The sequence below is a fragment of the Sandaracinaceae bacterium genome, assembly GCA_020633055.1.
Lineage (GTDB): Bacteria > Myxococcota_A > Polyangia > Polyangiales > Houyiibacteriaceae > JADJJE01.
In genome coordinates this window covers 921,062-946,142 of record JACKEJ010000005.1, presented here as the reverse complement: position 1 = coordinate 946,142, position 25,081 = coordinate 921,062, and the positions used below count along the sequence as shown (strand labels likewise).

22 protein-coding genes and 1 tRNA gene are annotated in these 25,081 nt (G+C 68.4%); 13 read left to right on the top strand and 10 right to left on the bottom strand.

Features of this window, described 5'->3' with window-relative positions; translation table 11 throughout:
• Nucleotides 1-21: 21 nt before the first annotated feature.
• Complete coding sequence (locus H6726_08880) at nucleotides 22-1,704, bottom strand: VCBS repeat-containing protein (GenBank protein ID MCB9657745.1); 1,683 nt, start codon at nucleotides 1,702-1,704, stop codon at nucleotides 22-24.
• A 102-nt stretch (nucleotides 1,705-1,806) separates the two neighbouring features.
• Between H6726_08880 and H6726_08875 the strand changes: the two genes are divergently transcribed.
• The 3 genes from H6726_08875 to H6726_08865 all read left to right on the top strand — a co-directional run bounded on the left by H6726_08875 (nucleotide 1,807) and on the right by H6726_08865 (nucleotide 3,131).
• Complete coding sequence (locus H6726_08875; protein MCB9657744.1) at nucleotides 1,807-2,250, top strand: hypothetical protein; 444 nt, start codon at nucleotides 1,807-1,809, stop codon at nucleotides 2,248-2,250.
• Between the two features lie 78 nt (nucleotides 2,251-2,328).
• A tRNA-Leu gene (locus tag H6726_08870) sits at nucleotides 2,329-2,412 on the top strand.
• Between the two features lie 341 nt (nucleotides 2,413-2,753).
• Nucleotides 2,754-3,131, top strand: a complete 378-nt coding sequence (locus H6726_08865) for a hypothetical protein (GenBank protein ID MCB9657743.1) — start codon at nucleotides 2,754-2,756, stop codon at nucleotides 3,129-3,131.
• 185 nt (nucleotides 3,132-3,316) lie between these two features.
• On the opposite strand, the gene H6726_08860 is transcribed toward H6726_08865, so the two are convergent.
• Nucleotides 3,317-6,559, bottom strand: a complete 3,243-nt coding sequence (locus tag H6726_08860; GenBank protein MCB9657742.1) for a hypothetical protein — start codon at nucleotides 6,557-6,559, stop codon at nucleotides 3,317-3,319.
• 232 nt (nucleotides 6,560-6,791) lie between these two features.
• Nucleotides 6,792-7,037 carry a hypothetical protein gene (locus H6726_08855; GenBank protein MCB9657741.1) on the bottom strand — a complete coding sequence of 82 codons (246 nt, stop codon included), beginning with the start codon at nucleotides 7,035-7,037 and terminating at the stop codon, nucleotides 6,792-6,794.
• Between the two features lie 106 nt (nucleotides 7,038-7,143).
• On the opposite strand from H6726_08855, the gene H6726_08850 reads away from it, so the two are divergent.
• A complete protein-coding gene (locus H6726_08850; protein MCB9657740.1) occupies nucleotides 7,144-7,521 on the top strand; it encodes a hypothetical protein in 378 nt (125 codons plus the stop codon).
• A gap of 283 nt (nucleotides 7,522-7,804) precedes the next feature.
• Entirely contained in the window at nucleotides 7,805-8,209 is a 405-nt protein-coding gene (locus tag H6726_08845; protein MCB9657739.1) for a hypothetical protein, read from the top strand.
• 36 nt (nucleotides 8,210-8,245) lie between these two features.
• Here the strand turns inward: H6726_08845 and H6726_08840 are convergent, their stop codons facing one another.
• Complete coding sequence (locus H6726_08840; protein ID MCB9657738.1) at nucleotides 8,246-8,422, bottom strand: hypothetical protein; 177 nt, start codon at nucleotides 8,420-8,422, stop codon at nucleotides 8,246-8,248.
• Nucleotides 8,423-8,526: 104 nt separating this feature from the next.
• Between H6726_08840 and H6726_08835 the strand changes: the two genes are divergently transcribed.
• On the top strand, nucleotides 8,527-12,219 hold the full coding sequence (locus H6726_08835) for a WG repeat-containing protein (protein ID MCB9657737.1): 3,693 nt from the start codon (nucleotides 8,527-8,529) through the stop codon (nucleotides 12,217-12,219).
• Nucleotides 12,220-12,369: 150 nt separating this feature from the next.
• On the opposite strand, the gene H6726_08830 is transcribed toward H6726_08835, so the two are convergent.
• Nucleotides 12,370-12,855, bottom strand: coding sequence for a hypothetical protein (locus tag H6726_08830; GenBank protein ID MCB9657736.1), 486 nt, complete (start codon nucleotides 12,853-12,855; stop codon nucleotides 12,370-12,372).
• A gap of 523 nt (nucleotides 12,856-13,378) precedes the next feature.
• Between H6726_08830 and H6726_08825 the strand changes: the two genes are divergently transcribed.
• Entirely contained in the window at nucleotides 13,379-15,157 is a 1,779-nt protein-coding gene (locus H6726_08825) for a hypothetical protein (GenBank protein MCB9657735.1), read from the top strand.
• Between the two features lie 95 nt (nucleotides 15,158-15,252).
• On the opposite strand, the gene H6726_08820 is transcribed toward H6726_08825, so the two are convergent.
• Together H6726_08820 and H6726_08815 are read right to left on the bottom strand one after the other, a co-directional pair.
• Nucleotides 15,253-15,534, bottom strand: coding sequence for an SHOCT domain-containing protein (locus H6726_08820; protein ID MCB9657734.1), 282 nt, complete (start codon nucleotides 15,532-15,534; stop codon nucleotides 15,253-15,255).
• Between the two features lie 582 nt (nucleotides 15,535-16,116).
• Complete coding sequence (locus H6726_08815) at nucleotides 16,117-16,275, bottom strand: hypothetical protein (GenBank protein ID MCB9657733.1); 159 nt, start codon at nucleotides 16,273-16,275, stop codon at nucleotides 16,117-16,119.
• A 168-nt stretch (nucleotides 16,276-16,443) separates the two neighbouring features.
• On the opposite strand from H6726_08815, the gene H6726_08810 reads away from it, so the two are divergent.
• Nucleotides 16,444-16,683: a hypothetical protein gene (locus tag H6726_08810; GenBank protein ID MCB9657732.1), complete on the top strand. Its 240-nt coding sequence runs from the start codon at nucleotides 16,444-16,446 to the stop codon at nucleotides 16,681-16,683.
• A gap of 55 nt (nucleotides 16,684-16,738) precedes the next feature.
• On the opposite strand, the gene H6726_08805 is transcribed toward H6726_08810, so the two are convergent.
• The gene (locus tag H6726_08805; GenBank protein ID MCB9657731.1) at nucleotides 16,739-17,719 is read right to left on the bottom strand and encodes a hypothetical protein; all 981 of its coding nucleotides are present in this window, start codon (nucleotides 17,717-17,719) and stop codon (nucleotides 16,739-16,741) included.
• Nucleotides 17,720-18,032: 313 nt separating this feature from the next.
• Here H6726_08805 and H6726_08800 point away from each other — a divergent pair, with 313 nt between their 5' ends.
• The 5 genes from H6726_08800 (at nucleotide 18,033) to H6726_08780 (ending at nucleotide 22,838) form a co-directional block, all read left to right on the top strand.
• Nucleotides 18,033-18,287 carry a hypothetical protein gene (locus H6726_08800; GenBank protein ID MCB9657730.1) on the top strand — a complete coding sequence of 85 codons (255 nt, stop codon included), beginning with the start codon at nucleotides 18,033-18,035 and terminating at the stop codon, nucleotides 18,285-18,287.
• Between the two features lie 1,160 nt (nucleotides 18,288-19,447).
• Entirely contained in the window at nucleotides 19,448-19,801 is a 354-nt protein-coding gene (locus H6726_08795) for a hypothetical protein (GenBank protein MCB9657729.1), read from the top strand.
• Nucleotides 19,798-20,154, top strand: a complete 357-nt coding sequence (tnpB, locus tag H6726_08790) for an IS66 family insertion sequence element accessory protein TnpB (GenBank protein MCB9657728.1) — start codon at nucleotides 19,798-19,800, stop codon at nucleotides 20,152-20,154. The genes H6726_08795 and tnpB overlap by 4 nt, the downstream gene beginning before the upstream one ends.
• Nucleotides 20,155-20,289: 135 nt before the next feature.
• Nucleotides 20,290-22,065, top strand: a complete 1,776-nt coding sequence (locus H6726_08785) for an IS66 family transposase (protein ID MCB9657727.1) — start codon at nucleotides 20,290-20,292, stop codon at nucleotides 22,063-22,065.
• A 263-nt stretch (nucleotides 22,066-22,328) separates the two neighbouring features.
• Nucleotides 22,329-22,838 (top strand): hypothetical protein, encoded by a 510-nt coding sequence (locus H6726_08780; protein ID MCB9657726.1) that lies wholly within the window; start codon nucleotides 22,329-22,331, stop codon nucleotides 22,836-22,838.
• 48 nt (nucleotides 22,839-22,886) lie between these two features.
• Here the strand turns inward: H6726_08780 and H6726_08775 are convergent, their stop codons facing one another.
• On the bottom strand, nucleotides 22,887-23,591 hold the full coding sequence (locus H6726_08775; protein ID MCB9657725.1) for a hypothetical protein: 705 nt from the start codon (nucleotides 23,589-23,591) through the stop codon (nucleotides 22,887-22,889).
• 95 nt (nucleotides 23,592-23,686) lie between these two features.
• Nucleotides 23,687-25,045, bottom strand: coding sequence for a HAMP domain-containing histidine kinase (locus tag H6726_08770; GenBank protein ID MCB9657724.1), 1,359 nt, complete (start codon nucleotides 25,043-25,045; stop codon nucleotides 23,687-23,689).
• Between the last annotated feature and the right edge of the window lie 36 nt (nucleotides 25,046-25,081).

The window sequence follows — 25,081 nt, the reverse complement described above, 5'->3', positions numbered from 1 at the left end:
CCCACGACGATACCGCAGCCGCTACGGAACGTATCCGTCGCGTCGCAGGTTGCCGCGCGCCGTGGGCCACGGGAGGCAGTTGGTGGACGAGCCCGGGATCTCGTAGATCAGCACCTGGCGCTCGCCGTCCACGCCGTCCTTGAGGCTCACCACGATCTCGAGCGTGCCGTTGCCGTTCACGTCCGCGATGCTGGGGATGGGCATGGCGCCGCGGTCCGGCAGGGGCAGCTGGTGCAGCAGGTTGCCGCCCGCGTCCAGCACGAACAGGTGGCTCTCGTCATCGTCGGGAGAGTACGAAGCGAACACGATCTCGGGCACGCCGTCGCCCGAGAGGTCCGCCGCCACCACGCCGCCCGTCAGCACGCGGTTGCTCTGCGTGTAGGCGTAGACCCAGGTGCGCTCGCCGCGCGCGTTCAGCGCGTGAATGCGCCCGTCGAAGCCCGCGAAGACCACCTCGAGCCCGGCGCTGGTGGGGTCCAGGTCCAGCACGGCGACGCTGTTGTTCTGGCCGACCACGTTGGTGCCGTCGAAGTCCCACAGGCCCGCGCGGTAGTCCGGCACGTGGTAGGGCTCGAGCCAGTTGGTGGGGCGCGTCCCGTCGGGGTTGACGACCCACAGCGCGACGCCTTGCAGGCGGTTGCTCTGCGACGCGTTCTGCACGGAGCCCAGCACGATGAGCTCGTTCCCGCCCGTGCCGTCGAGGTTGGCGACGACGGGCGAGCTGTTGGTGAAGTGCGCTTGGAGCGCGGTGCTCTCCTGCTCGGCGTAGCCCTGCTGCGCTTCGGCGTAGTCGTGGAGGAAGCGCACACCCAGCACCTTGGTGCGGTTGCGGAAGATGGAGGCCGCGTCGAACGCGCGCCCCGTGCCGTCGTGGATGCTGAGGTAGGCGTTGTCGTGCGGGACGACGACGTCGACGATGTCGTCTCCGTTCAGGTCGCCGAGCCCCACGTTCTGGTCGAACGCGCCGGTGACGTAGCAGGCGTCGTCGCAGCCCGAGGCGCCCGTGGTGTTGGGCGGGAAGCCGTCCACGTCGCTGCCGTCGGCCTCCACGGCGAAGACCACGTCGCGCTGCCCGCCGCCTTCGAGGCGCTGCGTGGTGGAGGCCACGAGCTCGAATTCGCCGTCGCCGTCGATGTCGCCCGCGGCCAGGCTGCGCAGCTCGTCGCGCACGTTGGTGGGGAACTCGGGCAGGGCGTTGCCCTCCGCGTCGTAGGCGTAGATGCGCCCCCGCGCGGCCACCGCGAACTCGAGGCCGGGGGTGTCGGGCAGGAGATCCACCACCACCGGGCTGCTCCAGATGCGGCCTTCCACTTCGAGCTCGTGCACCAGCGTTCCGTCGGCGTGCCAGACCAGCACGCGGTCGTGGCGCGGGACGATGATCTCCACGGTGCCGTCACCGTCGAGGTCCACCAGCGCGGGGGAGCCCGACCAGCCTTCGCGGTAGCGGTTGAACAGGGTGCGCACGAGCGTGGGCTCGGCGACGGTGGTGCTGCCGCCGCTGGGGGCCGCCGCGCAGCTGGGCGAGGGCAGGGGCGCTGGCTCGCTGCCCAGCATGCCGGGCCCACCGCCGCCGCCACCGCCGCAGCTGGCGCAGACGAGCGCGGCGGCGAGGGGGAGCGCGGACGAGATGGGCCGTGAGGCGTGGGTGGGGCGCGGGGCAGCGTGCGTGCCGTGACCCGAGCGAGCGAAAAGCGAACGAATCATCGGCACACTCTCACATGGGGCACGGCTCGTGCGGTAGGGTGGGGCACTCGAATGTCCTCTTCACGGTCACTTCTTTGCGCCTGGCGCGCAGTCCCTCTGTTCTTGTGCACGCTCGCTGTCATTGCCGCGCCGGGGTGCTCGTCCTCCAGCGAGTCCGCTGCGGGTCGCGAGGGCGCGACCGAGGCCGAGCCCGAGGGGGCCGGCGGCGCCGAAGAAGCCGCGCCGGAGGAGACCGCGCCGGCAGAAGCCGCGTCAGCCACCCGCATGGAGGAGGGCTTCTTCATGGCCGAGGGCGCGCCCGATCCGCGGGCGTGCAGCGCCGACGCAGACTGCGTGGGTGACACCGTACCCGCGGCCAGCGGGTGCTGCCAGGCTCACCACCCCATCCGCGCGCACAGCCGGGCCTACACGAGCTGGGTCGGCACGTGGCGCGCCGCCCACTGCGACGGCGTGACGTGCCCACCCCCGCCCGCCCCCTCACAGCCCGACGAGTGCTCGTTCACGGTGCGCTGCGAGGCTGGCCAGTGCCGCGACGCGTGCCCGTAGCGCAGGGGGCTCGGCGGACGCGCACGTGCGCGGAGGATTGACGTGTGGGGGAGCGTGCGTTAGACACCGGCACCCTCTGGCCGAGTGGCGGAATGGCAGACGCGGCGGATTCAAAATCCGCTTTCTTCGGAAGTACCGGTTCAAGTCCGGTCTCGGCTACCAAGCTTTGATTCAGGGCGGTTCCAGCGATGGGGCCGCCCTTTTTCTTGGTGCGCCCGCCTGGCATCCGCCGCCATCCCAGCGGCGGACGCCAGCGCCACGGCTTCGTGACCGATCAGCGACACCGGGACGCAACCCACGTCGACCCGTGTGAGCCTTGTCGGGGGCTCGCCGGGCCTGGCGTCCGACTCGACCAGGAATGCCACGGAAGCGTGCGGTATCCCTCGAACGAGTGATCCCGCAGCGCTGGGGCTCATGGCAGAAAGAGTTCGAGAAATGCCTCGTCCACGGATGCGCGGACGGCGCGCCCATGGTTGGCACCGAAACACGGAGACAAGCGGAACGTGAAACACCGATTCACACTCGAGGCGATTCTGGTCGGGGGGCTGGCGCTCGGAGCGCTGATGCTCACGACGACCACGTCCACCCCGATCGCCCATGCACAGGGAAACAGCTGGCAATCCGGGCCGAGGTACGGAGGTATCGCGTTCTACTGGCGCTACGAGATGAACCGATCGAGTGTCAACATCCGGGCCGTGAACAACACGGATGAGACCGTGACGATCCGGGTGCATGCTTCAAGTGGCGACATGGACAAAGACATAACCTTCTATTCAGTTCGCCCGGGCCAATCCAGTTCGAATGTTTTCTGTGCGAGCATGATAGATCGGGCCTGCGACGGCTACGGAAACCCCTCGATCGAGCTGGAGAGCGTTCGATAGCGGCGCGAGGACTGCCGCGACCCCGATGCGTGAGCCCGCGGCTCCGTTCGGTACGCGGGGTTGCCGCACACTCCGTCCTGGGCACGGCGCGCGGGGTGGACAGAGGCTCACGCGCTGGGTCGTCCTGGTGTCGGCCCTCTGCGTCGTGGCGGGGTAGCGTTCATTCTGGCCACGGGCTGGGCGCTTCACGGATAGCCCGGGATCAGCTCCATCGCCCCGGTTGGGTCGTTGTCGCTTGGGCCGCGTTGGTGGCAGTCGTTGACGCCCCAGCAGCGCACTACGTTGCCGAAGTCGACGGTGCAGGTGCCTTCGCGGCCAACCTCCACGCGCGCGACCCCGTTCTGGACTTGGGTCGGAACGAGCAGGTCCCCTGGCGTGGTGGGAGCTACCTCGCCTTGGTCGTTGGCGCCCCAGCACAAGAGCTGGCCGCCCTGCCGCAACGCACAGAAGTGGTTGTGGCCCCCGACGACGCTGCTGAAGTCCGAGAGGCTGCCTATCCGCACGGGGCTGCGGCTGCCGCTGGGCGAGCCGTTGTTGCCCAGGCGCCCGCACCACTCCTGGCCCACACAGGTGCCGTCCCCGCCGCCCCAGCACCAGAGCGTTCCGTCGGCCCGCACGGCGCACGTGTTGAAGCGGCTCGCGGCGAGCGACGCCACCGCGGTCATCCCCGGGACGGTTCTGGGCGCCGCGCTGGACTGCCCAATCAGGAACGCGGGGTCGCCGAGCTGACCGACCGTGTTGCTGCCCCAGCAGACCACCTGCCGCGCGGGTCCGACGACGGCGCACACGTGGTCGCCCCCGGCCTCCACGCGCATGGCCCCGGTGACCCCCGGGACGGCCATGGCGGTCCCCGACGCGCTCACGCCCGTGCGGCCCAGCTGGTCAAAGGCGCCCGCGCCCCAGCACCACACGTCGCCCTGGCTGCGCAGCGCGCACACGGTGCTCCCCAGGCAGCTCACCGCGGCGACGTCGGTGGTGAGCCCCGCGACGGGCAGCGGGCTCGAAGCGGTCGTGCCCACGGCCCCTTGTCCCGTCTCACCCACACCGTCCGGTCCCCAGCAGAACACGCCGCCTCCCGCGACGGCGCAGCTAGCGACGTTGCCGACGCACACGGAGGTGACCCCGCTCAGCGCCAACGTGTCGGGGGTGGCGCGGCGCGTGGCGTCGTCCCCGTCCCCCAGCTGTCCCGAGACGCAGCCCCCCCAGCACGCGAGCGTACCGTTCTGGCGGACGGCGCAGCCGACATCCCAACCCACGCCGAGCGTCACCACCGGACTCGCGACGCAGCTGGAGCTCTGGCACGTGTCGCCGACCCCGCAGGGCGCGTTGCAACCGCCGCAGTGAGCGCTGTTCGAGCGGGTGTCGGCCTCGCACAGGAGCAGGTCACCGTCGCAGTCCTCGAAGCCCCCGTAGCAGGTGGGGGGGTCGCACAGCCCGGACGCGCACACGCCCGTCGTGCCGAGCGCGCTGCAGGCGGCCTCCGCGCCCTCGTCGATGCGCTCGTCGCAGTCTTGATCGAAGCCGTCGCACAGCTCGGGCGCACCCGCGTGAAACTGGGGTAGGGCGTCGTTGCAGTCGCCTGCGCGCGTGACTCGGCCAGCGATGGGGAGCGTCGAGCGGGTTGGGGACGCGAGGTCGTCGCCGTAGCCGTCACCGTCGCCATCCGGCCAGAAGTCCACCGCCACCACGTGCTCGTCCACCAGTCCGTCGCAGTCGTTGTCCACGGCGTCGTTCAGCTCGGGTGCGCCCGGATATGCGAGCCGGTTGTCGGGGACGCAGTCCCCCGCGCGGGCCACCCCCGCGTGGCGCTCGCAGCTGAGCAGCGCGTCGCCTACAGGCCCGTAGCCGTCGCCATCCGCGTCGCTCAGGACGGCGCGCGCGACCACGGCCTCGTCCGTGTGGCCGTCGCAGTCGTTGTCCACTCCGTCGCAGAGCTCAGCCGCGCCTGGAAACGCGAGCGCGTCGCCGTCATCGCAGTCGTCCGAGGTGGGCGCGAGCGCGCCCGCGCAGCCCACCCGTGGCGTGCCCGCGCCAGCCCCGTCGCCGTCTAGGTCGGGGTAGCCCACGCTGCCCACCAGCCGCTCGTCGACAGCGCCGTCGCAGTCGTCGTCGCGCGCGTTGCAGCGCTCTGCGGCCTTGGGGTGGACGCTGGCGTCGCCTTCGTCGCAGTCGCCCAAACGCGGTGAGTAGCCCGAGGGTCGCGCGCAGGCCGTCTGCGTGACGGCGCCCGCGCCCGCGAAGCCGTCACCGTCAGGGTCTGCGTAGTACGTGGTTTCGGCTGGCTGCCCCTCGTCCACGGCGCCGTCGCAGTCGTCGTCGACGCCGTTGCAGAGCTCGGTGGCCCCCGGAAACGCGCTGCCGTCCGTGTCGTCGCAGTCTCGCGGGGTGGCGCCGGAGCACCCGAGGACGCCGTCGCCGTCATCGTCCTCCCCTGGGCCGAGCGCGCCGTCGCAGTTGTCGTCCGCTCCGTTGCAGCGCTCCGCGGCGCCAGGGTGCACGCTGCCGTCGCCGTCATCGCAGTCCAAGGGCAAGAACGAGCGTCCTGCGACGGGCGCACACGACTGGATGGGCGCGCTGCCAGGGTCGCCAAAGCCGTCGCCGTCGCCGTCGACGTACCAGGGCACGGTAGCGCCGTCGCTGGTGCCGGCGTCGCAGTCGTTGTCGAGCCCGTCACACACCTCGGGCGCGCCGGGGTGCCGCTGCACGCGGGTGTCGTCACAGTCGCCGGGGATGTGGCTGAAGCCGAGCGTCCCAGGGCAGCGCAGCACGGCCGCGACGCTGTCGTCGCCGTACAGGTCGTGGTCCAGGTCGGGGTAGCTCGGCACGCCCACGCCCTCGTCCACCATGCCGTCGCAGTCGTTGTCGCGTCCGTCACAGACCTCGCCTCCGAGCGGTCGCACGTTCGCGCGGCTGTCGTCGCAGTCGGTGCCGCAGGACGCCCCGTTGCAGCACACCCGTGAGTTGAAGCCGTCTCCGTCGAAGTCGTGCTGCCCTAGCGTGGTGTCGTCGCAGTCTTCGTCGTGTGCTCCGTCGCAGACCTCGATGTTGCCCGGGAAGCGGTCGGCGTCGCCATCGTCGCAGTCGTTCCCGCCGCAGACGGCGCTCACGTGGCCGTCGCCGTCCGCGTCGGTGTTCGCATCGCAGCTTGCGCACGTCCGCGTGAGCTCTTCGCAGCCGTGCTGGCACGGGCGCTCCCCCGCGACGCAGCCGCGGTCGTCAGCCAGGGGAGAGCCCGGCTGACACAGCTCGACGCCGTTGCAGAACACGCCGTCGTCGCAGCCACAGAGCGCCGCGTCGCTGCCAGCGTCGGTCGGGAGCGGCAGGTCACCGCAGCCAGGGACGGCCAGCACCAATCCGAGCACGAGCAGCGCGTCGCTGACCCTCGCGTGGCGCCCCCAGGCCGCGAGGTGTGTATCCAAGCGAAGCATCGCCCGCGAGTGTGCCCAGTGGCTCCGTGGTCGTCAACGTCGTCAGCCGAGCGCCCAGCGCTCACAAGCATGGCACCGTGACCCTCGCGTTGAGCGGTGGCGAGACGGCAACCGAGAGCTTCACCATCGTGTGCGGCATCAACGAAGAGAGACCTGACGGTACCTCGGGGAGCGGTCACGAGCGGGGCCGTAGCAAACAACGACACGTTCCAGGCTCGCCGGGTCGTTCCTCTCACGGTTGTCGCTCCACCTCGTCCGGAACGAGCAGCGCGTACTGGATGCGCATCGCAGCGACGAGCTCCTCTGCGGCCTCCCGCGAGGGGCAGAATTGGTGATCGCTCGCGTCCCAGAAGAGGTCGGCCCCATGCGCGCGGAGCAGATAGTCCGACACAGCGGTCGCCTCGGGGCTCGCGGCGCCGCCGACGCCAAACTGTACGATGCGATCCTCTGTCGTCAGCACGTACGCGAAGTAGAACATGTCCCCCTCATGCGTCGCGAGGGTACGCTACCGCGCACCCGCGTGCCACCGTTCGTCCAGTACTCTTCGAGCGCGGTCGCGGATGAGCGCTACGGGACGCTCGTCCATGATCAGCTCCGTATCCGTCGAAGCCCGCAAGCTGGTGCTGCGGACCCGTCGGGTGGTGCAGGAGAAGGGGATCCTCACGCTTCAGGTCTGCTTCGTCATGCCCTTGGGTCGCATCGACCAGGTGACATCACGATCGCGATCCCGCGTCGAGACCTACGAACGCTTCGTGGCCGCGAAGATCGATAGTGGCTTCATGCGGGCCATGAGCTTTCCCTCGATGCCAGACCGTGAGAAGCTCGCTCCGCGCAAGGATGCTGCAGAGGAGTGTCAGTTCTATGAGAGAGGCAGGAACAGCGACTTGCCAACGGGCACGGGTCGGCTTGGTGGCGGGGGGGCTGGCACTGGCGCTAGCGGCATGCGGGGCCAGGGTGAGTGATGCGGCGCCACCCATGTGCACTCCGGGCGCGTCGGTGCAGTGCGCGTGTCCCGAGGGGGGGACTGGGGCCCAGGTGTGTCTGCCGACGGGGGCATTCGCAGAATGTGTTTGCGGGCCCGTCACCACGCCTCCGGTCGTAGCGCCTGCTGTGGCTCCGACACCTGTTTCTCCCACCCCTCCGTTTGCCCCCACACTGCCGCCTCGGACGACACCATCCCCAGTTCGTGGTGTGGACTGGCCAGCATTTCATGCGGCGCAGGATGGTCCTCCGGACCCCGACTTCATGGACCCAGGGACCGACTACGGCGAACCCACCTTCGCTGATCTCACGGGTGACGGGTGGGACGAGGCGATCTTCGTCGAGGTGATGTTCAGCGGAGGTACATCGGTGTCCAGCTTCGTCAGCGTCTACTCGATGCTTCCTGGTGAGCATCGGCCTCGGAACGTCCACCACTTCGGCAGCGACCCTCGACTCGAGCAGTACGGCGGGGATACCCGACTCGACCTCCGAAGCGCTGATGCCAATGGGCTCGTGCTGACTCGTGCCGTGTTCACAGAAGACGACGCCATGTGCTGTCCGAGCAGACGGCGCGTCGAGACATGGCGATGGAACGGACGGGCATTTGTCGAGGCCGTCAGCGCACGCAGGGTAGAGGCTATCCCCATGTCGGAATACCAGGCCGAGTAACCGCGGCATCGACCCGCTGTTAGGCGTTCCGTACACTCACAAGGGAGCGTTCATGCTGGCTACGGGCTCGTGGACGTGAGCTTCGCCGTGTTGGCTCAGGGGCAGACGCAGAACTTGCACCTGATGGTGCGTGAGGAGCGCCGCGAGCATCTGACCGCGCTCCCCCGAGCCCCGTCTTGTCGCGCGCGCGTGCCGCACGTCGAGTTCGGTCATGGGATTGAGGCGGGGGCGTCCACACGTGCTACCGTCGCGAGGCTTTCGTGAGGAGGCCGCGCCACGAGGCGGTTGGGCTCCTCCGTTCAAGGGAGGAGAAGCTCGTGGACATCAAAGGCAAGGTCGTCGTTCTCACCGGGAAGTTCTCGTCGTTCGGGCGGGAAGAGGCGACGCAGAAGCTGCGGGCGCTCGGCGCCGTCGTGAGCGAGTCGCTCTCGAAGAAGACGGACGTGTTGTTCGCCGGTGACAAGGCGGGGTCCAAGAAGGACAAGGCGGACAAGCTCGGGGTGATGGTGCTGGGGGAGGCCGAGCTGCTGGAGGTGCTGCGGTCCGGTGCGAACCCTGCGCCCACCGACGTCGATGCGAAGCTCGCGCCCACGGGCACGCAAGGGGCAACGCCAGCCCAGCGCGCAGCGGCTCCCCTCGCCGCCGGCCGTGATGCCTCGAGCTTCGTCCGCGCGCTGGAGGCCCAGATCCGCGAGAAGGGTCACCTGCTCAACGAGCCGCGCGCCATCGCGCTCGGGCTGGACGGCGCGCCGGACATCATCCGGAGCCTGGCGGACGCGCTCGCCACACACGGCTATCACATCGACCTCGGGGAGTTCGACCTGTGGCCCGCTCATTCCGTGGACTCACTGGCGGACGCCATCGCCCAGTCGCTCGACGCGCTGGATGAGGACCCTGACGCCGCTCTCGCAGGGCTCGATCCCACCAAGACACTCCGGCTCGGCGCCGACGGTGGCGGCATGAGCGAGTTCGGGGTCGCGTGGGCAGACGACACCATCACCATCATCGTCGTGGAGCTGGAGGACCCCACTCCGGACAACCTCGTCGCCCGCTACCACAGCACGAGCGCGTTCTTCGCGTTCCTACGCGACCGGCTGGACGCACGAGAGGCGCCCGAGGTCGACGCAGACCTACCCTTCGATCCCGATGGCTTGGCGGACTTGGCCGACCGCATCCAGCCCGGCTCCGGAAACCGATTCGTCGCGCCCCCCTCCGCCGCCGACCTCCGCTTCGCCACGTACTTCGCGGACCCCGCCGTCACGGCCAGTCTCCGCAAGAAGGCGCTGGCTGCCGCCAAGAAGGGTCAGGTCGGCCTCGCGCCCATCGTGGGGTTCACCAGCGCTTCCGTGCCGAGCGACACCGCGCGTGAGGAGCCGCTGCGCTGGCCAGGCGCAGGGCGCGACGTGCTGTTCGTGCCGCACGAGGACGGCCGAGAGCGCGTCCTGATCACCGAGCATGGCGCCTCCACCGGTCAGGAGCTCTCGCTCCCCTCGACACGCTCGTATCGCGATCTGGCTGCGCTGTCGCCGGATGGTCGAAAGCTGCTGGTGGGGTCACCCGTCTGCATGCGCGTCGTCGACCTCGTTTCCGGTGATGCGCGCGTGGTGCTGCAGGGGCCACAGCAGGTCGGGGTGGTGTGGCTCGACCGCGAGTTCGTCGGCGTGCTGACGCGCGCCGGGGACCATGCGCTCGATCCCCAGGACCCCGACGTGGCGGAGCTTCCCGCGGTCAAGAAGCTCGGGAACGTGACCACGCTCCCCGCCATGCGCACGCCCGGCCTGCTACACGTGCTCAGCGAGCACTCGGGGAAGCTCGTCGCGAGCCTGCAGATCAACGCCGAGTCCATCGAGCGGGTGCCCGCTCTTTCCGCGCTCTGTGTCCGTCGTGAGCCACCCGATGAGAAGTCCTGGGGCACGCTGTTCCTGCGCACGGACGGGAGTCGTCTGACCAGCATCGCCAAGCTCCCCTGTGACATCGGCGCGCTGACGACCGATGGGTCGATGCTGCGAGGCAGCCATGGGTTCGAGATCCTGGGGCTCGAGGCGGCCGCTCGGAGCACGACGGTGGCAGACCACCGGAAGTTCATCGACGGGATGAAGCTCGAGCCGACACCGCCACCGCCGAGCCAGAGCAAGCGCTTGGGGCACACCATCGAGCTCTCGCTGACGGACGAGTGGGGCACGACGACGCCCGAGGCGTTGGCCGCCAACCACGACTGGATACAGTCGTCCACCGTGAGTGGCCTCGCGCTCGCGACACGACGCGTGGGGGATGAGCACGAGATCTCGTTGGTGAACGTGGGCGATGGGAGCACGGTGACGGTGGTCCCACCGCTTCGCATGAAGTCGCTCGAGTACGCGTGGGCATGGGACGGCTCGCGGGTGCTCTTGTGGGAGGGTCAGGTGGTCCACGAGCTGCTCCCCTCCGGCGCCTGGCGCACGCTGCCGATGCTTCCCGGTCCCGTGCTCTCGGTGGCTGCGGTGCGCGACGGCGAGACGGCCATCCTGCATCGTGGCAAAGACCTCGACGCGCAGCTGGACGTGTACGACGCGACGGGTGCGCTCCACTGGTTCGTGGACGTCTTCTCGCACGACGCCATGTGGAGCATGAACCAAGGCACCCTCTTGGTGATCGGTGCGGCACATGCTCATGCGGAGAACGCGGGCATTCACCTGTGGACGCTCGGGACCGACGGTCCGCGCCTGCTCCAGGCACAACCCATGTCGTTGCCAGTGCGCGACGTGCTGAGCGCGGGCGACACCACGTTCGTGGAGCTGGTGGATGGTGCTCGCTACAAGCTGGAGAACGCGACCGTGCCTTCGCTGGACCCGGCGTCCGCCATCGTCAGGAAGCTCGACACGCGTACCGGGGTGGGTTGGCGCTACGGCTACATCGACAAGGCGGGGGAGTGGGTGGTCGCGCCGGTGTGGGAGATGCTCGACAAGTGGCAGGGGGGATGTGGCCGAGCGGGGTCCTTTCAGCGCCTTGGCTTGATCGGCGCGGACGGGCGACACCGGACCTCCGCGAGCTTCAAGCTGATTCATCCGTTCGTGGAAGGGGTGGCGCCAGCGGCCACCGCCAACGGTCCCATGGGCGCGCTCGCGCCGGACGGCAGCTGGGTGTTGGAGCCCGTCTTCGACTTCGTCGGGGACGTGTCGGGAGGCTGCGTCCGAACCGGTCGCGGTGGGGTCTATGCGCTGCGGACGCTGTCTGGGGACGTGCTCGCTGACGGCTTCAAGAGGCTCTACGCGTTCTCGGACGGTCTCGCCTACGCCGAGCGAGAAGGGCAGGCTGGCTTCCTGAAGCCTGACGGAACGTGGGCCTTCGAGGGTCCGTTCACCGAGACGACGGGCTTCGTGGACGGCGTGGCCGGCGTGAAGTTCGAGACGGACTGGGGTCTGGTACGCGCCGATGGAACCCGGGTACCCGGCACCTACGAGCAGTTGGGGAGAGGTCGTCTCGGGACGGGCTCGTTCATCGCGGTCGCGCGTAGAGGCTCCGACTGGGGCTACGTCAACGGTGCGGGTGAGCTGATGGCGGACTACCAGTTCAAGGCCGCGTACGGGTTTCGCGGTGAGCTGGCTCCGGTGGTTCTCCACTCGGGTGCGGGCGCCTACGTGACCTCCGCGGGCAAGGTCTTGCAGGGCACGAACTGGAAGACCTACAGCATCACCTCGGCGCTCGCCTGGTTCAGCGTCAATGGAAAGTTCGGCGCGCTGACCGCCGACGGCACCATCGTGCACGAGCCCACCTTCGACGCGGTCGAGAACTTCTCCGAGGGCTTGGTGCCCGTGAAGAACGCTGGAAAATGGGCGTTGATGGACGAGTCGGGCCGCATCGTCATGCCACCCGTCCACGACTTGCTCCGGTCGCCGTCCGACGGGCGAATCGCCTTTCAAGCGGGGACCAAGTGGGGCTACCTCGACATGGAGGGCAAGGTCGTGGTGGAGCCCAAGTTCGCCGAAGCGCTCAGCTTCTACGAAGGCTACGCCATGGCACGCCCCGGATGAGTCGAGGGACACGCCACGCAGGTCATGCTGCAGCGGGCGCGCGGGGCCGGCGACTTGACAGGCCATCGCGGGGGCGCGCTCTCCTTGCACGTCCGCAGATGCCCAAGTGCAGCGCCACAGTCGATCCAGGTCGACTGGTTTTGCATGGTGTCACTCTGTGGGGACGGGCGTCTCCCGGCCCCACAGACGCAGGGTCCTTGCGTTGGTGACCTCGCCCGCAAACACGAACGTCACGCGCGTCCTCGCGTTCGCGGCGATCACGATGGTGTCGTCCCCGCTGCGGAGCGGGGTCGCGAACCCATCGGCGTCGAGCAGGATGACGTTGCCCTCGGCCAGCACGTCGGCGATGTGAATGGGCTGTTCGGCCTCGGTGCCGGCCGCGATGACGACCTGCGTCTCGCCTTCGTTGGTGCTGACCTCGAGGACCTCGAAGGACACCGCATCGTGAATCGCCTCGGCGCGGGTGAGCGTGCGAGCACCGGATGCCCCCTCGGTGTTCTCGCGTCCCTGCGCGGTCCCCTCCTGGACCCCTGCGACCAGCGCCTTGAGTCGCTCGACCACCCCGCTGACGACGCTCGCGGTGTTCTCGCGTGTGTCTTCGCCGGAGCAAGCCATCAGAAAGATCAGCGAACCCATCACTACTGCACGCCTCATTCGCACCGTCCTGCCCATGGTCCGTGCGCAGGGTAGCGCCGATATCTTTCGGGAGCGAGGCTAGCCACAAGGCGGTCACAGCGGCACGGCCCTCCCGCACCGCCATCACCCGCGTGAGCGTCTCGTCACGGAAGTCGTCGCCGAGCTCCACGTGGGCGCCGTCCACCTCGAGCACGTCGCGTCCGATGCTCCCGAGCGTCGTCGGCCGTGAGGTGGGCACGAGCTCCGCGAGGCCCGAGCTCACCCGCTTCGCCCAGCGCTTCGTGGGCCGCGCTCCGGCCCCGGGGGCGAGCAGTAGGACGCGGGCACGCTGCAGCTCGCCAAACGGAGCGCGTTGCCGACGCACGAGACGCTTCAGAACACCTGGAACTCGGTGGCACATCGTCAAAGGGGTCGCCTTGGGTCCGCTCGACATCACCAGTCAACGCCCCACTCGCGTTCTATCTCGATCCAAACCTGGATCGCCCTCTAGGCGGCGACGTCTGGCGGCGTGATAATCGCGTTCATGCGCTCCCTCGCCCACGTTTCGTTCATTGCGCTCCTCTGCCATGCCTCCACGGCCTTCGCGTATGCGGGCGGTGCCACCAGCGCCGACTTCGCGGGGCCTGCGGGGTGCGCGAACTGCCACGCGCCGAACACTCCGTCCGCGTCGGTGAGCCTTCGCTTCGCGAGCGCGCCCGTCTTCGGCGAGCCGGTCGACGTGACCGTCGAGGTCGAGGGGGAGGGCAGCGCGGGCGGCTTCTTGCTGATCGTCAGCGGGGGCACGTTGGAGGCGGGCGCCGGGAGCGTCGTCGTCGAGGGTGAGGCCACGCAGAGCGCGGCGCTCGCGTTGCCCGCGAGCTGGACGATGTCCTGGACCCCGGACGCGACCGGGCCTGCGTCCTACACGCTCTGGGCGACGAGCGTCGACGGCGATGGAACGCTGGCGGGCGATCATCCGCGCCGCTCTCCCATCGTCGGCTCGGTGACGGTGCTGCGCGCGCAGGGCGACGCGTGCACGACCAGCGAAGAATGCGGCAGCGGGTTCTGCGTCGACGGCGTGTGCTGTGACAGCGCGTGCGGCGGCACCTGCCAAGCGTGCTCCGTCGCAGTGGGCGGCAGCGCGGACGGGAGCTGCACTGGCATCGTCGGCGTGGACTGCATCGCGACGGCGAGCTGCAGCGAGCTCGGCGCTGCGCCCTTCTTCATGTGCACGTGCCCGCCGGGGACGACCGGCGCCGGGGACGCGGACGGTTGCGCGAACGTCGACGAGTGCGCGGGTCATCCCTGTGGCCCTTTTGGCGTCGGCGGCCAAGACGGACAGGGATGCACCGAGACATCCCTCGGCTCCTGGTCCGCACCGGGCTACACCTGCAGCTGCCAAGTGGGCTATCTCCAGGACGGGACCCCGCGAACCTGTCGGGTCGGCAACGAGTGCTCGATGGGCACCGACGACTGCGACAACTCTCCGGCGGCGGTGTGCAACGACCCCAACCCCTCGCCGACCTCACTCAACGACTTCACGTGCACCTGCCCCGGACCGGGCTGGCGGAACGATCCGGTCCGTCAGGGACATGGGGCCGCGGGCTGCATCGACGTCGACGAGTGCGCCGAGAACATCGCCGGCTGCGACGTGAACGCGGCGTGTACCAACGTGACCGGCTCCTTCATCTGCACCTGCAACGCACCGGACTGGGCCGACTCGGGTTCCGGTACGTGTGTACCCACCGATCACTGCGCGCGCGGCAGCGACGACTGCGACGACAACGCGATCTGCACCAGCATGCCGCCCACCTTCACGTGCGCCTGCGGTCCCGGCTTCAGCGACGCGCCCGGCACCAGCGGCGGCCGCGACTGCGTGCCCGCCGACGAGTGCGCTGAAGGCAGCGACGACTGCGACGAGCACGCGACCTGCACCAACACCGACGAGGGCTACGCGTGCGAGTGCGACCCCGGGTGGGGCGGTTCGGGCACGAGCTGCGAAGACGTCGATGAGTGCACCAGCGGCGCGCTCGATTGCGCAGGGACAGAGGTCTGCGAGAACCAAACGGGTGCGCCGGCGGAGTGCGTCTGTCCGACGGGCACGATGCGCGACACGTCAGGCGGCTGCGTGCCTGTGCCCGATGCCGGCTCGGGGACAGGCGACGCGGGTGGCGCTGTGCTCGATGCCGGCACGCGCGCAGATGGCGGCACGGCATCGCCCGCGAGCGGCTGCACCTGTCGCGCGGGCGCGAATCAACCGCAGCCGCACGCGTGGCTGCTGTTCGCAGCTCTGGCCGTCGCGCGGATGCGCCGAAGGCGCTGACGTCGTCTCGGTCTCGCCGAGACGTGTTCGACTATTGAGTGGCAGTACCGTCCAGCACAAACATCTGTGGGCTTCGCCCCAATTCCGAGACGGGCCTACATTTCGCTGAGGATGCGCGCCTTGAGCGCGTCGAACTCCGCTTGGTCGATCAAGCCTGCGGCCAGCATCTCTTTGCCCTGCCGGAGCCGGCTGACGAGGTCGGGGCTGCCGCTCGGCGCAGGGCTGCTCGTGCCGCCCGTCGGGGCCGCGGCGCTGTCCCCCGCCTTCGCGCGACCAACCGCCTCGCGCGCCTGCTGCATGGCGCCGCTGTCCTTCATCCTGTCGGTCTGGAACGACGACTTGGCGCTCTTGACCGTGCGCTCGTACAGGGCCCGCATCTCGATTTCGGAGAGCGTGCCCCCGCTGTTGAACCACTGGTCGGCCACGGCCCCAATGGCGAGCGTGCTGGCGAACATGAAGGGCGCCGCGATGATGCCGCCGAGCCCCGGCAGGACGAACTTGGCGGCGGTCGTCGCGACGCGCGAGCCCAGCAGCGACGCCCCAACCGTGGTGCCAATCTGAATCAGCAGCTCGGTCGCGGTCTCGGTGGTGAGGTTCTGCCCGTGGTGGTGAGCGATGCCCACCACCATGCCGACGTGGAGGGGCATCACGCCGATGACCTCGGACCCAGGGATGGGGATGATGGTGAGCGCGGCCGTGGCGTAGCCGCACTTCTCGATGAGCCCGTTGACGTGAGGATCGGCGCTGACGCGAAACAGAGACATGGTGGTTCCTCGAGGAGCGGTCGCTAGTGGGGCCAGAGGGAACTCCAACACGTTTCAGGCTCGTCGGGTAGCCCAGCTTGGCTGCTCGCGACGCTCTGGAGCTGTCGACGCTCTCCTCGCATTTCCGCACCGTACCCAAGTGCAGAGCCACAATCGATCCCCATCGACCACTCGCTGCGGGTTCCGCGCCTCCGCTCACTGTCGTCGGTCCGCCTCGTCCGGAACGCGCAGCGCGTACTCGACGCGCATCGAAGCGACGAGCTCCTCTGCCGCCTCCCTCGAGGGGCAGAACTGGTGATCGCTCGCGTCCCAGAAGAGGTCGGCGCGATGCGTGCGGAGCAGATTCTCCGACACGGCGCTCACCTCGGCCGAGCAGCGCGGGCGTGCATCGACGGATGCTCGTGCGTCCACCGCGTGAGGTACGCCGCATGGCTGACCAGGCCAAGCACCTGGTGGAGCGCGTGCTCTCGTTGGTGCGGACGCGCCAGTGGGTGCTCACCTCCCTTCGAGCTGCGCTGGCACATGGCCTTCGACCGCGGCCTCACGCTGGAAGTCTGCGGCGTAGCGCGCCGCGTGATCGACGCCTTCTACAAAGAACGCGTCTGCCGCATGGGCCCGCCTGGCCAACACGACGACGCGCAGGCGGGAAGCATCATGGACATCCAGCGCTTGGCAGCGCGCCCATACACTTACAAGAGAGCGTTCATGCTGGCTATGGGCACGCTGGCTATGCGGGCTACTGCGAACTCGCCCGGATGCTGACGCTACTGAGCGTCGAACGCGCTCGGAGCGAGCGTCGGTGGAGTGCGGCAACGACTCAGCGGAGCACGACACGGGTGCATGTCGCCTCTCCCCCCGGCGCCTGCGGTGGCGCGCAGTGGTACACCCCCGTGTTGCGGTCCTTGGATGTCTGAATGAACACCCAGGTGGAACCGTTCTCGGCGGGGGTCAGCGCTACTGCGCCAGTGTATCGGGTGCACCCCACGGCGCTGAGGATGGTGAGCGAGAGAATCAGCAGTCGTCCCATGGCCCGATACTCGCACGTCGTCGTGTGGTGTGCATCACGCATGTTCGGCCACATGACCGGAGGTGCCCCGCGTGAACTGCCCGGTGGTAGGCGCACGGAACGCGGGATGACTCTCGTGCTCCGACCGTTCGGGGCGAATGGGCGACCCCACACACGTGGCAACGACGTCCGGTCGAGCCCGAGCACCAGAGTTCGCGCGCCGTCCGGAAGCGTCTCCGCGCGCCGGGCCACCGCCCGCACCACGGCCTGTCGGCGATGCAATGAGGATCCGATCGCGTTGCCCTTGTTCTCCAGGGTCGTCCGGCTCGGGGGGACTCGGCGCGACGAGATAAGGTCGTCGAAGAGATCACGCGACGTGACCTTGCCTTTGCCCCGCGCGATTCGCTCCGCGAACGCTGGCGTCGCGCCGTGCACCAGCCCCGCCGCGAGGTCGAGCGGCACGACCGTCGGGCCGTTCCGGACGCCGACCTTGCGGAACGTCGGGCGCTCCACGTCGAGCGGACCCACGAAGCTCGCGTAGCTCTGCGAGCCCGCCTCGTGGAACCGGTAGCGGTCATCGCCCACGAGCACGTCCTCCGTCCCGTGCGACGCCACGATCGACTCCAGCGCGGCGGTTAGATCGCCGCGCACGACTTCGTTCGCCAGCGCGAGCGCGACTTCCTCTCGCTTCGCGAAGTCGCCGTCCTCGACTCGTTCGTCGACCTCGGCGCGGAACGCCTCCGCGAGGCGGCGAGGCACGAGGGGGTTGGCGGAGGCGTCGGGGTCAGGCACGATCTTGAACTACGTTGTCTCTCTGCTTCATACACCCTCCATGCCGCCAAGCGCGCTTCACGTTTGCGCTCTGGGTGGAATGGCGCTGGGCGTCAATCTGAATGCGCCGCTGGGCGGCCCAGGGCATGAGCGCCAGCGTTGCGACGCCCATGCTGTCCAGCTGCGCCTCCAGCGTACTCACGACCGCGACTCTCGTACGCTGCTCCAGACGCCGTTCGCACAGGCCGTCTGTCCGCCTCGTGCCCGTCCCTGCGACACGAGGCTGGCGACGGTCCGTGGCGGTCCGGCGTGTCGTGCGGTATCTTCGCGTGCAATGAGGGGAGACAAGTTCTACTTCGCCTACGTACTGACCGCCGAGGACCGTATTGTGCACTTCGGGGCGGGCAGCGTCGCGAGCCCAGAGGCAACGGCGGTGATGGAGTACCTGCTTCGCGCGCATGAGGCGGAACTCTTCTGGGACGGGAGCGATCACCAGTTCTGTGCCTCGCGGGAGGCCGCGGACGAGCTCGTTGCTTCGATGCGTCTCGAGTACGCACTGCTCGTCCCGGGTGACGGGGAGACGCCTTGAGTGGCCGACGCCAAACAAGAGCCCGGTCCACTATGCGGACCGGGCCGAAAAGGACAGACATCCGAGGTGCAAGGAGGGAGGACTGCGAGTGTCTCGGATGCCCGTGTGCGCCGTCTCGGGCGCAGCCAAACGATGAGTCCAGGAAGCAGATAGTCAAGCATGTGGACGCGATCTGATGTCGCTACACAGCAAACCCGAGGACCTGCCGCGCGCAGGCCAGTGGCGGTTCATCGGTGCCCTATCGCAGAGTCGGCCAATCGTGGCCAACGTGGATGTGCTCTTGCGAAGTCCCTTGACGCTACGTCAACGCCCAGCAGACTAAGCTATCAGCTCACGGCTGAGTCGAACCCGACAAGAGCCGTTGGCCGGAATCATGAGCGGAGGAACGAAACGCATGCGACGAGGGACTATCCACGTATTCACCGTTGTCATCGGTGATGGGCTGCGGGGACCCATCTGTTCCGCCGCCCCCCGTCTACGATCCGTGTGAGACCTCAAGCGATTGTCCCCCAGAGGAACCTGTGTGCGGAGCCATCCTCTTTAACGGCACGGATCTGCGGCGCATGTGCACCACACACTGTACCCAGTCAGACCAGTGCCACTCGTTCTCCGGGCAGAATAGCTATCTCGGGGTATGCGTGCCTGTTGATGGAGACGGAATAGTCGTTAGCTCATTTGATGATGCCATCTGTCTTCGCGACTGCGATGCACAGAGGTTTTGTCTCGCTACCCATGAGTGTATCGAGAGCGAGTACCTGGGGCACTCATTTTGCATCCCCGAACCGTGACAAGGGTATTCGACCTTCATGGGTGGGCGGCCACGCTAGGTGGCGTCCTGATTCTGGTTACTGGTTGCGCAAACGAAGGCGTAACCCAAACCGACGTCACGGGTGACGCAGGTGTGATCATGGCTCGTCAAGTACCCCGATCATGATGTGCGTACCCCGGCCGACGGTGGACTGCAATTTCGGGTGACGCAGGCGACCGGCTGGCCAACACAGGAGACCAATGCCCGACTCGTTTCCAAGAACGGAGTTCCCACAAGCGGTTCGCTCGGCGCAACGGTCGCACTTCTTCTTGGGACATTTGAGACCGAACACTCGTAGCCGCTGCATGAACCCGCTCTTCACGAGGTTCGGTGCGGGCCCCACGCTCGGGAGATGAAGAGACTTCAGGGTGAGTGGCCCGACCACGTGCGTGCGTGGCGATCGAGCGGGGAGACAGCGCGGGCGTACTGCGAGGCGCGCGGCCTGAACGTGAACCGGCTCTGGTCGTGGTCGGCGCGGATGCAGGACGAGAAGAAGGCCGCACGGAAGGTCGCGAAGTCGGGCGCGGAGATTCGGATGGCGCTGGTGCGGCCGGCGCGGCCGCCGGAGACCATCATGCCGGTGACGCGCGGCCCCGGGGTGCGGCTGTCGGTGGGTGCGGTGCGCGTAGAGGTGGAGCGCGGGTTCGACGAGGAGACGTTGTCGCGTGTGCTCGCCGTGCTCGAGCGCCCGGAGGTGGTGCGATGATCCCGGCCGACATCGAGGTGTTTGTCGCCCTCGACCCGGTGAGCCTGCGCAAGAGCTTCGACACGCTCGCAGGTGAGGTGCAGGAGCGCGTCGGCCGCTCGCCACGCACCGGCGGACTCTTCATCTTCTTCAACCGTCGGCGCACCGCGCTCAAGGCAATCTTCGCGGACGGCACCGGCCTCTGCATCTTCTACAAGCGCCTCGACCGCAGACGCTTCCAGCTCCCCGACCCCATCGACGAGGGACGCGTGGTGGAGCTGAGCGAGGACCAGTTGGATGTGCTGCTGGACGGCATCGAGCTGCCTCCCCCGCGTGCGCGCGCGAAGCGCAACACGACTCCGTCGGTGCATTGAGCCGAGAGCGTGGAGAATCTCGGATCGGGCTATGGACAAGCGCGATCCGAGATCCTATGAGTCGACCCAGCGATGGCGACGAAGGCAGACCTCGAGTCGTTGACCGGAGAGCGCGGTGAGCTCGTGGACAAGCTCGTGGCCGCGCTTGCGGAGCGCAACGCCGAGCTCGCCGCCCGCGACGCTGAACTCGCCGCCCGCGACGCAGCACTCGCTGCGAGGGAGGCCAAGCTCGAGGCAGCAACGGCGCAGATCGCGAAGCAGGCGGCGCAGTACGAGGCGCTGCGTGATGCGTACATGCAGCTCCAGCTGGAGCTGAAGCTGCTGAAGCGCAGGATCTTCATCGCGTCCGCGGAGCGCGCAGACACCACCCAGCTGCAGCTCGAGTTCGAGGCGCTGACGCAGAAGCTGAACGCACTCGCGGACGCGATGGGCTCCCCAGCCGAGACCGACGACGACAGCGAGAACAACGACGGGGACGACAAAGGGAAGAAGAAGCGTCGAACGACCCAAGGGCGTCGCAAGCTCAACGAGCTGGGGCTGCCCAAGGTGACGGTGCCGCTTCCGGATCCCGTCATGGAGAAGCTCGTCGAGGAGGGAAAGGCGCGACGACTGCCGGAGCCCGAGGTCAGCTACAAGCTCGCCCGCAAGCCCGCCGAGTACTACTGCCTCGAGATCCTCCGCACCACCTACGCCACGCGCCCCGACGAGAACGGGCTCACGGAGATGTTCACGGCGGAGATGCCGCCGGAGCTGCTGTCGCGCTGTCTCGCGGCGCCCTCGCTGCTTGCTGAGATCGTCACCGACAAGTTCAGCAAGGGGCTGCCGCTGTACCGGCAGGAGCAGGAGCTGCTCTTCGAAGGCACCCCGATTGACCGCGGCACGATGAGCCGCTGGCTCGACCAGCTCGGCTCGCGCTTCAACGCAACCATCGTCGCGGCGATGGAGCAGGACGCGTTGGCCAACGCCTTCTGCATCGCCACGGATGCCACGGGCTTCGCCGTGCAGCCCGGCAAGCTCGATGGCGGGGAGCGGAGGCCCTGTCGCAAGGGCCACTACTTCGTGCGCATCGCGGACCGCGACCACATCCTGTTCAACTTCACCGAGCGTCAGCGCAGCGAAGACGTCGCCACGTTGTTCAAAGGCTACGCCGGTCACATCCAGGCCGATGCCTGCAGCGTGTACAACGCGCTCTTCCGGCCAGCCGACCCGGACGCGCCCGACGACGAAGACGTGCCCACCGAGGTCGGGTGTTGGGCGCACGCTCGGAGAAAGTTCTTCGAAGCCGCCTTCGCCAAGCTCGCGCTCGGGCGGGAGGGGCTCGTGTACCTGCACAAGATCTTCGAGGTCGAGCAGCGCTGCCGGGCTGGCAAGCCACCGCCGTCCACGATCAAGACGCGGCGAAAGCAACACCTCGCGCCCTTGATCGACGCGTTCATCGACTTCGCGAAGCAGCACTACGAGCGCGAGAAGCACCGCCGCGGTCCCGCGCGCGCGGCGCTCGGGTACGTCGTCCGTCAGGAGGGTCCACTGCGCGCCGTGCTCGCTGACGGCCGGCTTCGCATCGACAACAACTGGAGCGAGCGCGAGCTGCGCAAGGTGGTCCGCATCCGCGACGCGGCCCTCTTCGCTGGCAGCACCGAGCACGCCGAGAGCGCCGGCGCGCACCTCACCCTCATCGCCTCCGCCAAGCTCCACAACCTCAACCCTCGCGAATACGTCCGCGACCTGATCCGCGTCCTCCCCTCCTGGCCCGAGGACCGCTACCTCGAGCTCTCGCCCCTCTTCTGGGCTCAGACTCGCGCTCGCCTCGACTCCGACGAGCTCGCGGCGGAGATCGGCTGGCTCACCGTGCCCGACCCCATTCCGCTGCGCCGCCCGGGCGAAGAATCGCCCGCGGAGGACCGCGCCTGAGCGCGTCGAGCTGGTCGGCGGAAGCATCAGCCCACTGTGAGCCGGTCATCCATCCCCGACGAGAGCGGGTTCATGCAGCGCTTACGAACACTCAGCGGTCGACGCACTTCGACATACGACTTCGTCGGTGAAGACCGCCGCGGCGGGAACGGGGCTGATACCCTGTACTCGCCGGTAAGCGCCAGGGCGATTGCGCAACGTGGCATCGTCTTGGTCAGTATCGAGAACGTGGTCGTCGTGCCGGCCGGGAACGGAGTGTGTCTATGAATGCAAAACGCTACCTCATGGTCGCCGTCGGAGTGTTGGTGACCGGGTGCTCCGACGAGTCCGGCGCCATCGATCCAGAAACCATCCCGACGACCCCAGCGACGCTTCAGTGGGATGGGGAGTTCTTCCAAACCACTGAGGCCGTCGCAAGGCTCTCCTCGAGAACGCCGACGATGATCTTTCAGTCCGCGCCTGGAGCGAACTGTGATCCGCTTGGCGAGACGATTCCCGCCGTGGGGACCATCGAGGCGTCGGTGTTCCTTCCGGCCGAATCCCTCGTTGCGGGCATGGTCTTCGAGATAACGGGGCAAACCGGGACCGGGAGCGTCGACGAAGTGCGAGTCGCACTGTCGCGCACCGTGGATGGTCGCGTCGACGCGCACTCGTACCGCGACGGATACGTCGTCGTGGACTCGGTTAGCGAGGAAGAGATCACGCTACGTGTGGCCGCTCGCGATCGCGACAGCGAGGTCAGCGGCGCCATCACGGCCCGCGTCTGTCCGTAGTCGGAAGAGCCCCGGCGCGTGTCAGAGAACGCGTGAGGCACGCGTCCCTCACCGGGTGCCGATCATGCGCAACAACGCGACCGCTCCCCACGGTGAGTCCCCTTCGAGTCGCATCACACCGAGCCCGAGTTGCAACTGCGCATGGGGACCCATGCATACGTGCGCTTGAGGGACGATGGCGCGCTCTCCCCACCGACGGTCCCACGACAAGTTCACCTCGACGCCGAGGGCGTTGTTCCCCAGCGGGACGAACAATGCGCCGTTCCACAGACCTTTCAAGTGATGCGCACCATGTCCCAGCCACTCCCCCCGGAGTCCGAGGGACGTGACGAATGCGACGTGCCGCGCGATGCTTCCTGAACTCACCCACAGCACGTGCGCACCGGCGCGCCGCTGTCGCGCGAACGAGGCCGCGACCTGTATGCCATGGGCGATACGGCGGCTCGACGTCGGCAGCGTGATCTGCAGCGACGGCTTAAGGGCCTCCAAGTGCCGCCCCGCGAATGGGAGCTCCAACTCGACGGCCAGATTGTCTAACGGTGCCCATTCCATCTCTGGCGCCCACTCCAGCGCCTGACCCGACAAAGTCAGCGAGGCGAGGACGTTGGCTTCGAGCTCTCCGCGCTCGGCGCCGAGCCCACGGACGAGGTCGACGCGCATCGGCTCTGGCACGTGGCCCTCGGCGAAGGAGCGTCTGGGCGACAAGGGAAGGGTGACCAGCACGAGCAAGACGAGAGCGACGACGCGGAACATGCATCGTACGTAAGTGCCGCGCGGCAACGGAAGCCGAACGACCTCAACGCCGTCGCAACGAGGGGGAGGGGCGGGAGGCGGCGTTCCCCCCGACGTCAGCGCGTGTCGGTTCGGGCCCGCGGCCGCCACGCAGGCAGCCGTGCGACGAGCACTGTACCCATGGGGGAGGCAGACCCCAGAGACGTCGAACCGCCGTGTGCTCTGGCCACGTGAGCGATCAGAGCCAACCCTACGCCATGCCCCAGCGTCGCGGACTGACGCGCTGCGCGGCTGCGATAGAACGGCTCGAACACGCGCTCACGCTCGCCTGCTGGGATGCCGGGGCCGCGGTCCTCGACCGCGAGCGTGACGTCGTCCCCATCGCAGGCGATGCGCACAGCCACGTCGTCGTGTGAGAATCTGAGGGCGTTCTCGACGGCGTTCGAGAGCAGCGAGACAAGCAGCGCGGAGTCCCCCCGTACGAGCACGTCATCGTCGGCGGTGGCGCGTACGCGCTCTCGCTGGTTCGGCGCCAGCGTTGCCAGGGTGGCTTCAAGGACATCGCCGAGATCGACAGCGTCCGCCTCGTCGTTCGCGACACTGTCTGGTTGCGCGAGAATGAGGAGACGTTGCACCAACCCCACGAGGTCTGCGACGCGACGTCGAGCGACATCGATGGAGGCCGTAGCGTCGGGAGACGAGGCTTCGGAAAGCAGCTCGAGCTCGCCCACGAGTGATGCGAGCGGCGTACGAAGCTCGTGAGCAGCCAGGGCAGCAAAGCCCTGCGCCGTCGAGAGCGCCTCCCCCAGTTGCATCACGAGATTCGCGACAGAGGCGCGAACATCCTCCAACTCGGCGTGGATTAGTGCCCCGCCCAACACTTCAGGGCGCGGGTTGGCTGTGTCGACCTGACGGACCTGCTCAGCGAGCGCACGCAATGGCGCGAGAGCCCACACGGAGGCGCGGTAGCTCGCGGCGCCACCGAGCGAGGCGCCGATGAGCACTCCAACCAACACCGACCAACCGAGTAGCGCCTTCCGCGCGTCAGCCGCGCCGGAGGCCATGGCGAGCGTCAGGCGAGCGGCCCCGGAGCCGACTCCGCAGGCGCGTAGGGAGGATCCAGCGATCACGGCATCGTCGCACGTACCCGGTGGAACGGCCGCGAGTTCGCGGTCCCCGGCGAGGTAGCCTCCGGCGCCGTCGAGGCGGGCGTGGGCAGCTGGCAGGTGCTCGACCTCGTCCCACTCGTCCAGGAGGGCACGGTCGTACACGGAGCGAGCCGTGGCATCGTCCTCCGCGGCCCCGAATGAACGCGTGATGGCGAGAGTCGGGTGGTCGTCCCATTCCTCCTCCACCTCCTCGCGGACCTCGTCGAGGAGGTCCACCGCGGCGAGTCGCAACGTCTCGTCGTCGTGCGCTGCCAACAGGCGGTCCGCCGACGTCCCCGCGGCCACCGCCGCCGCCGCGCCTCCCATGGCGGCGGCGAGTCCGCATGCGAGCGCGACGCGCCT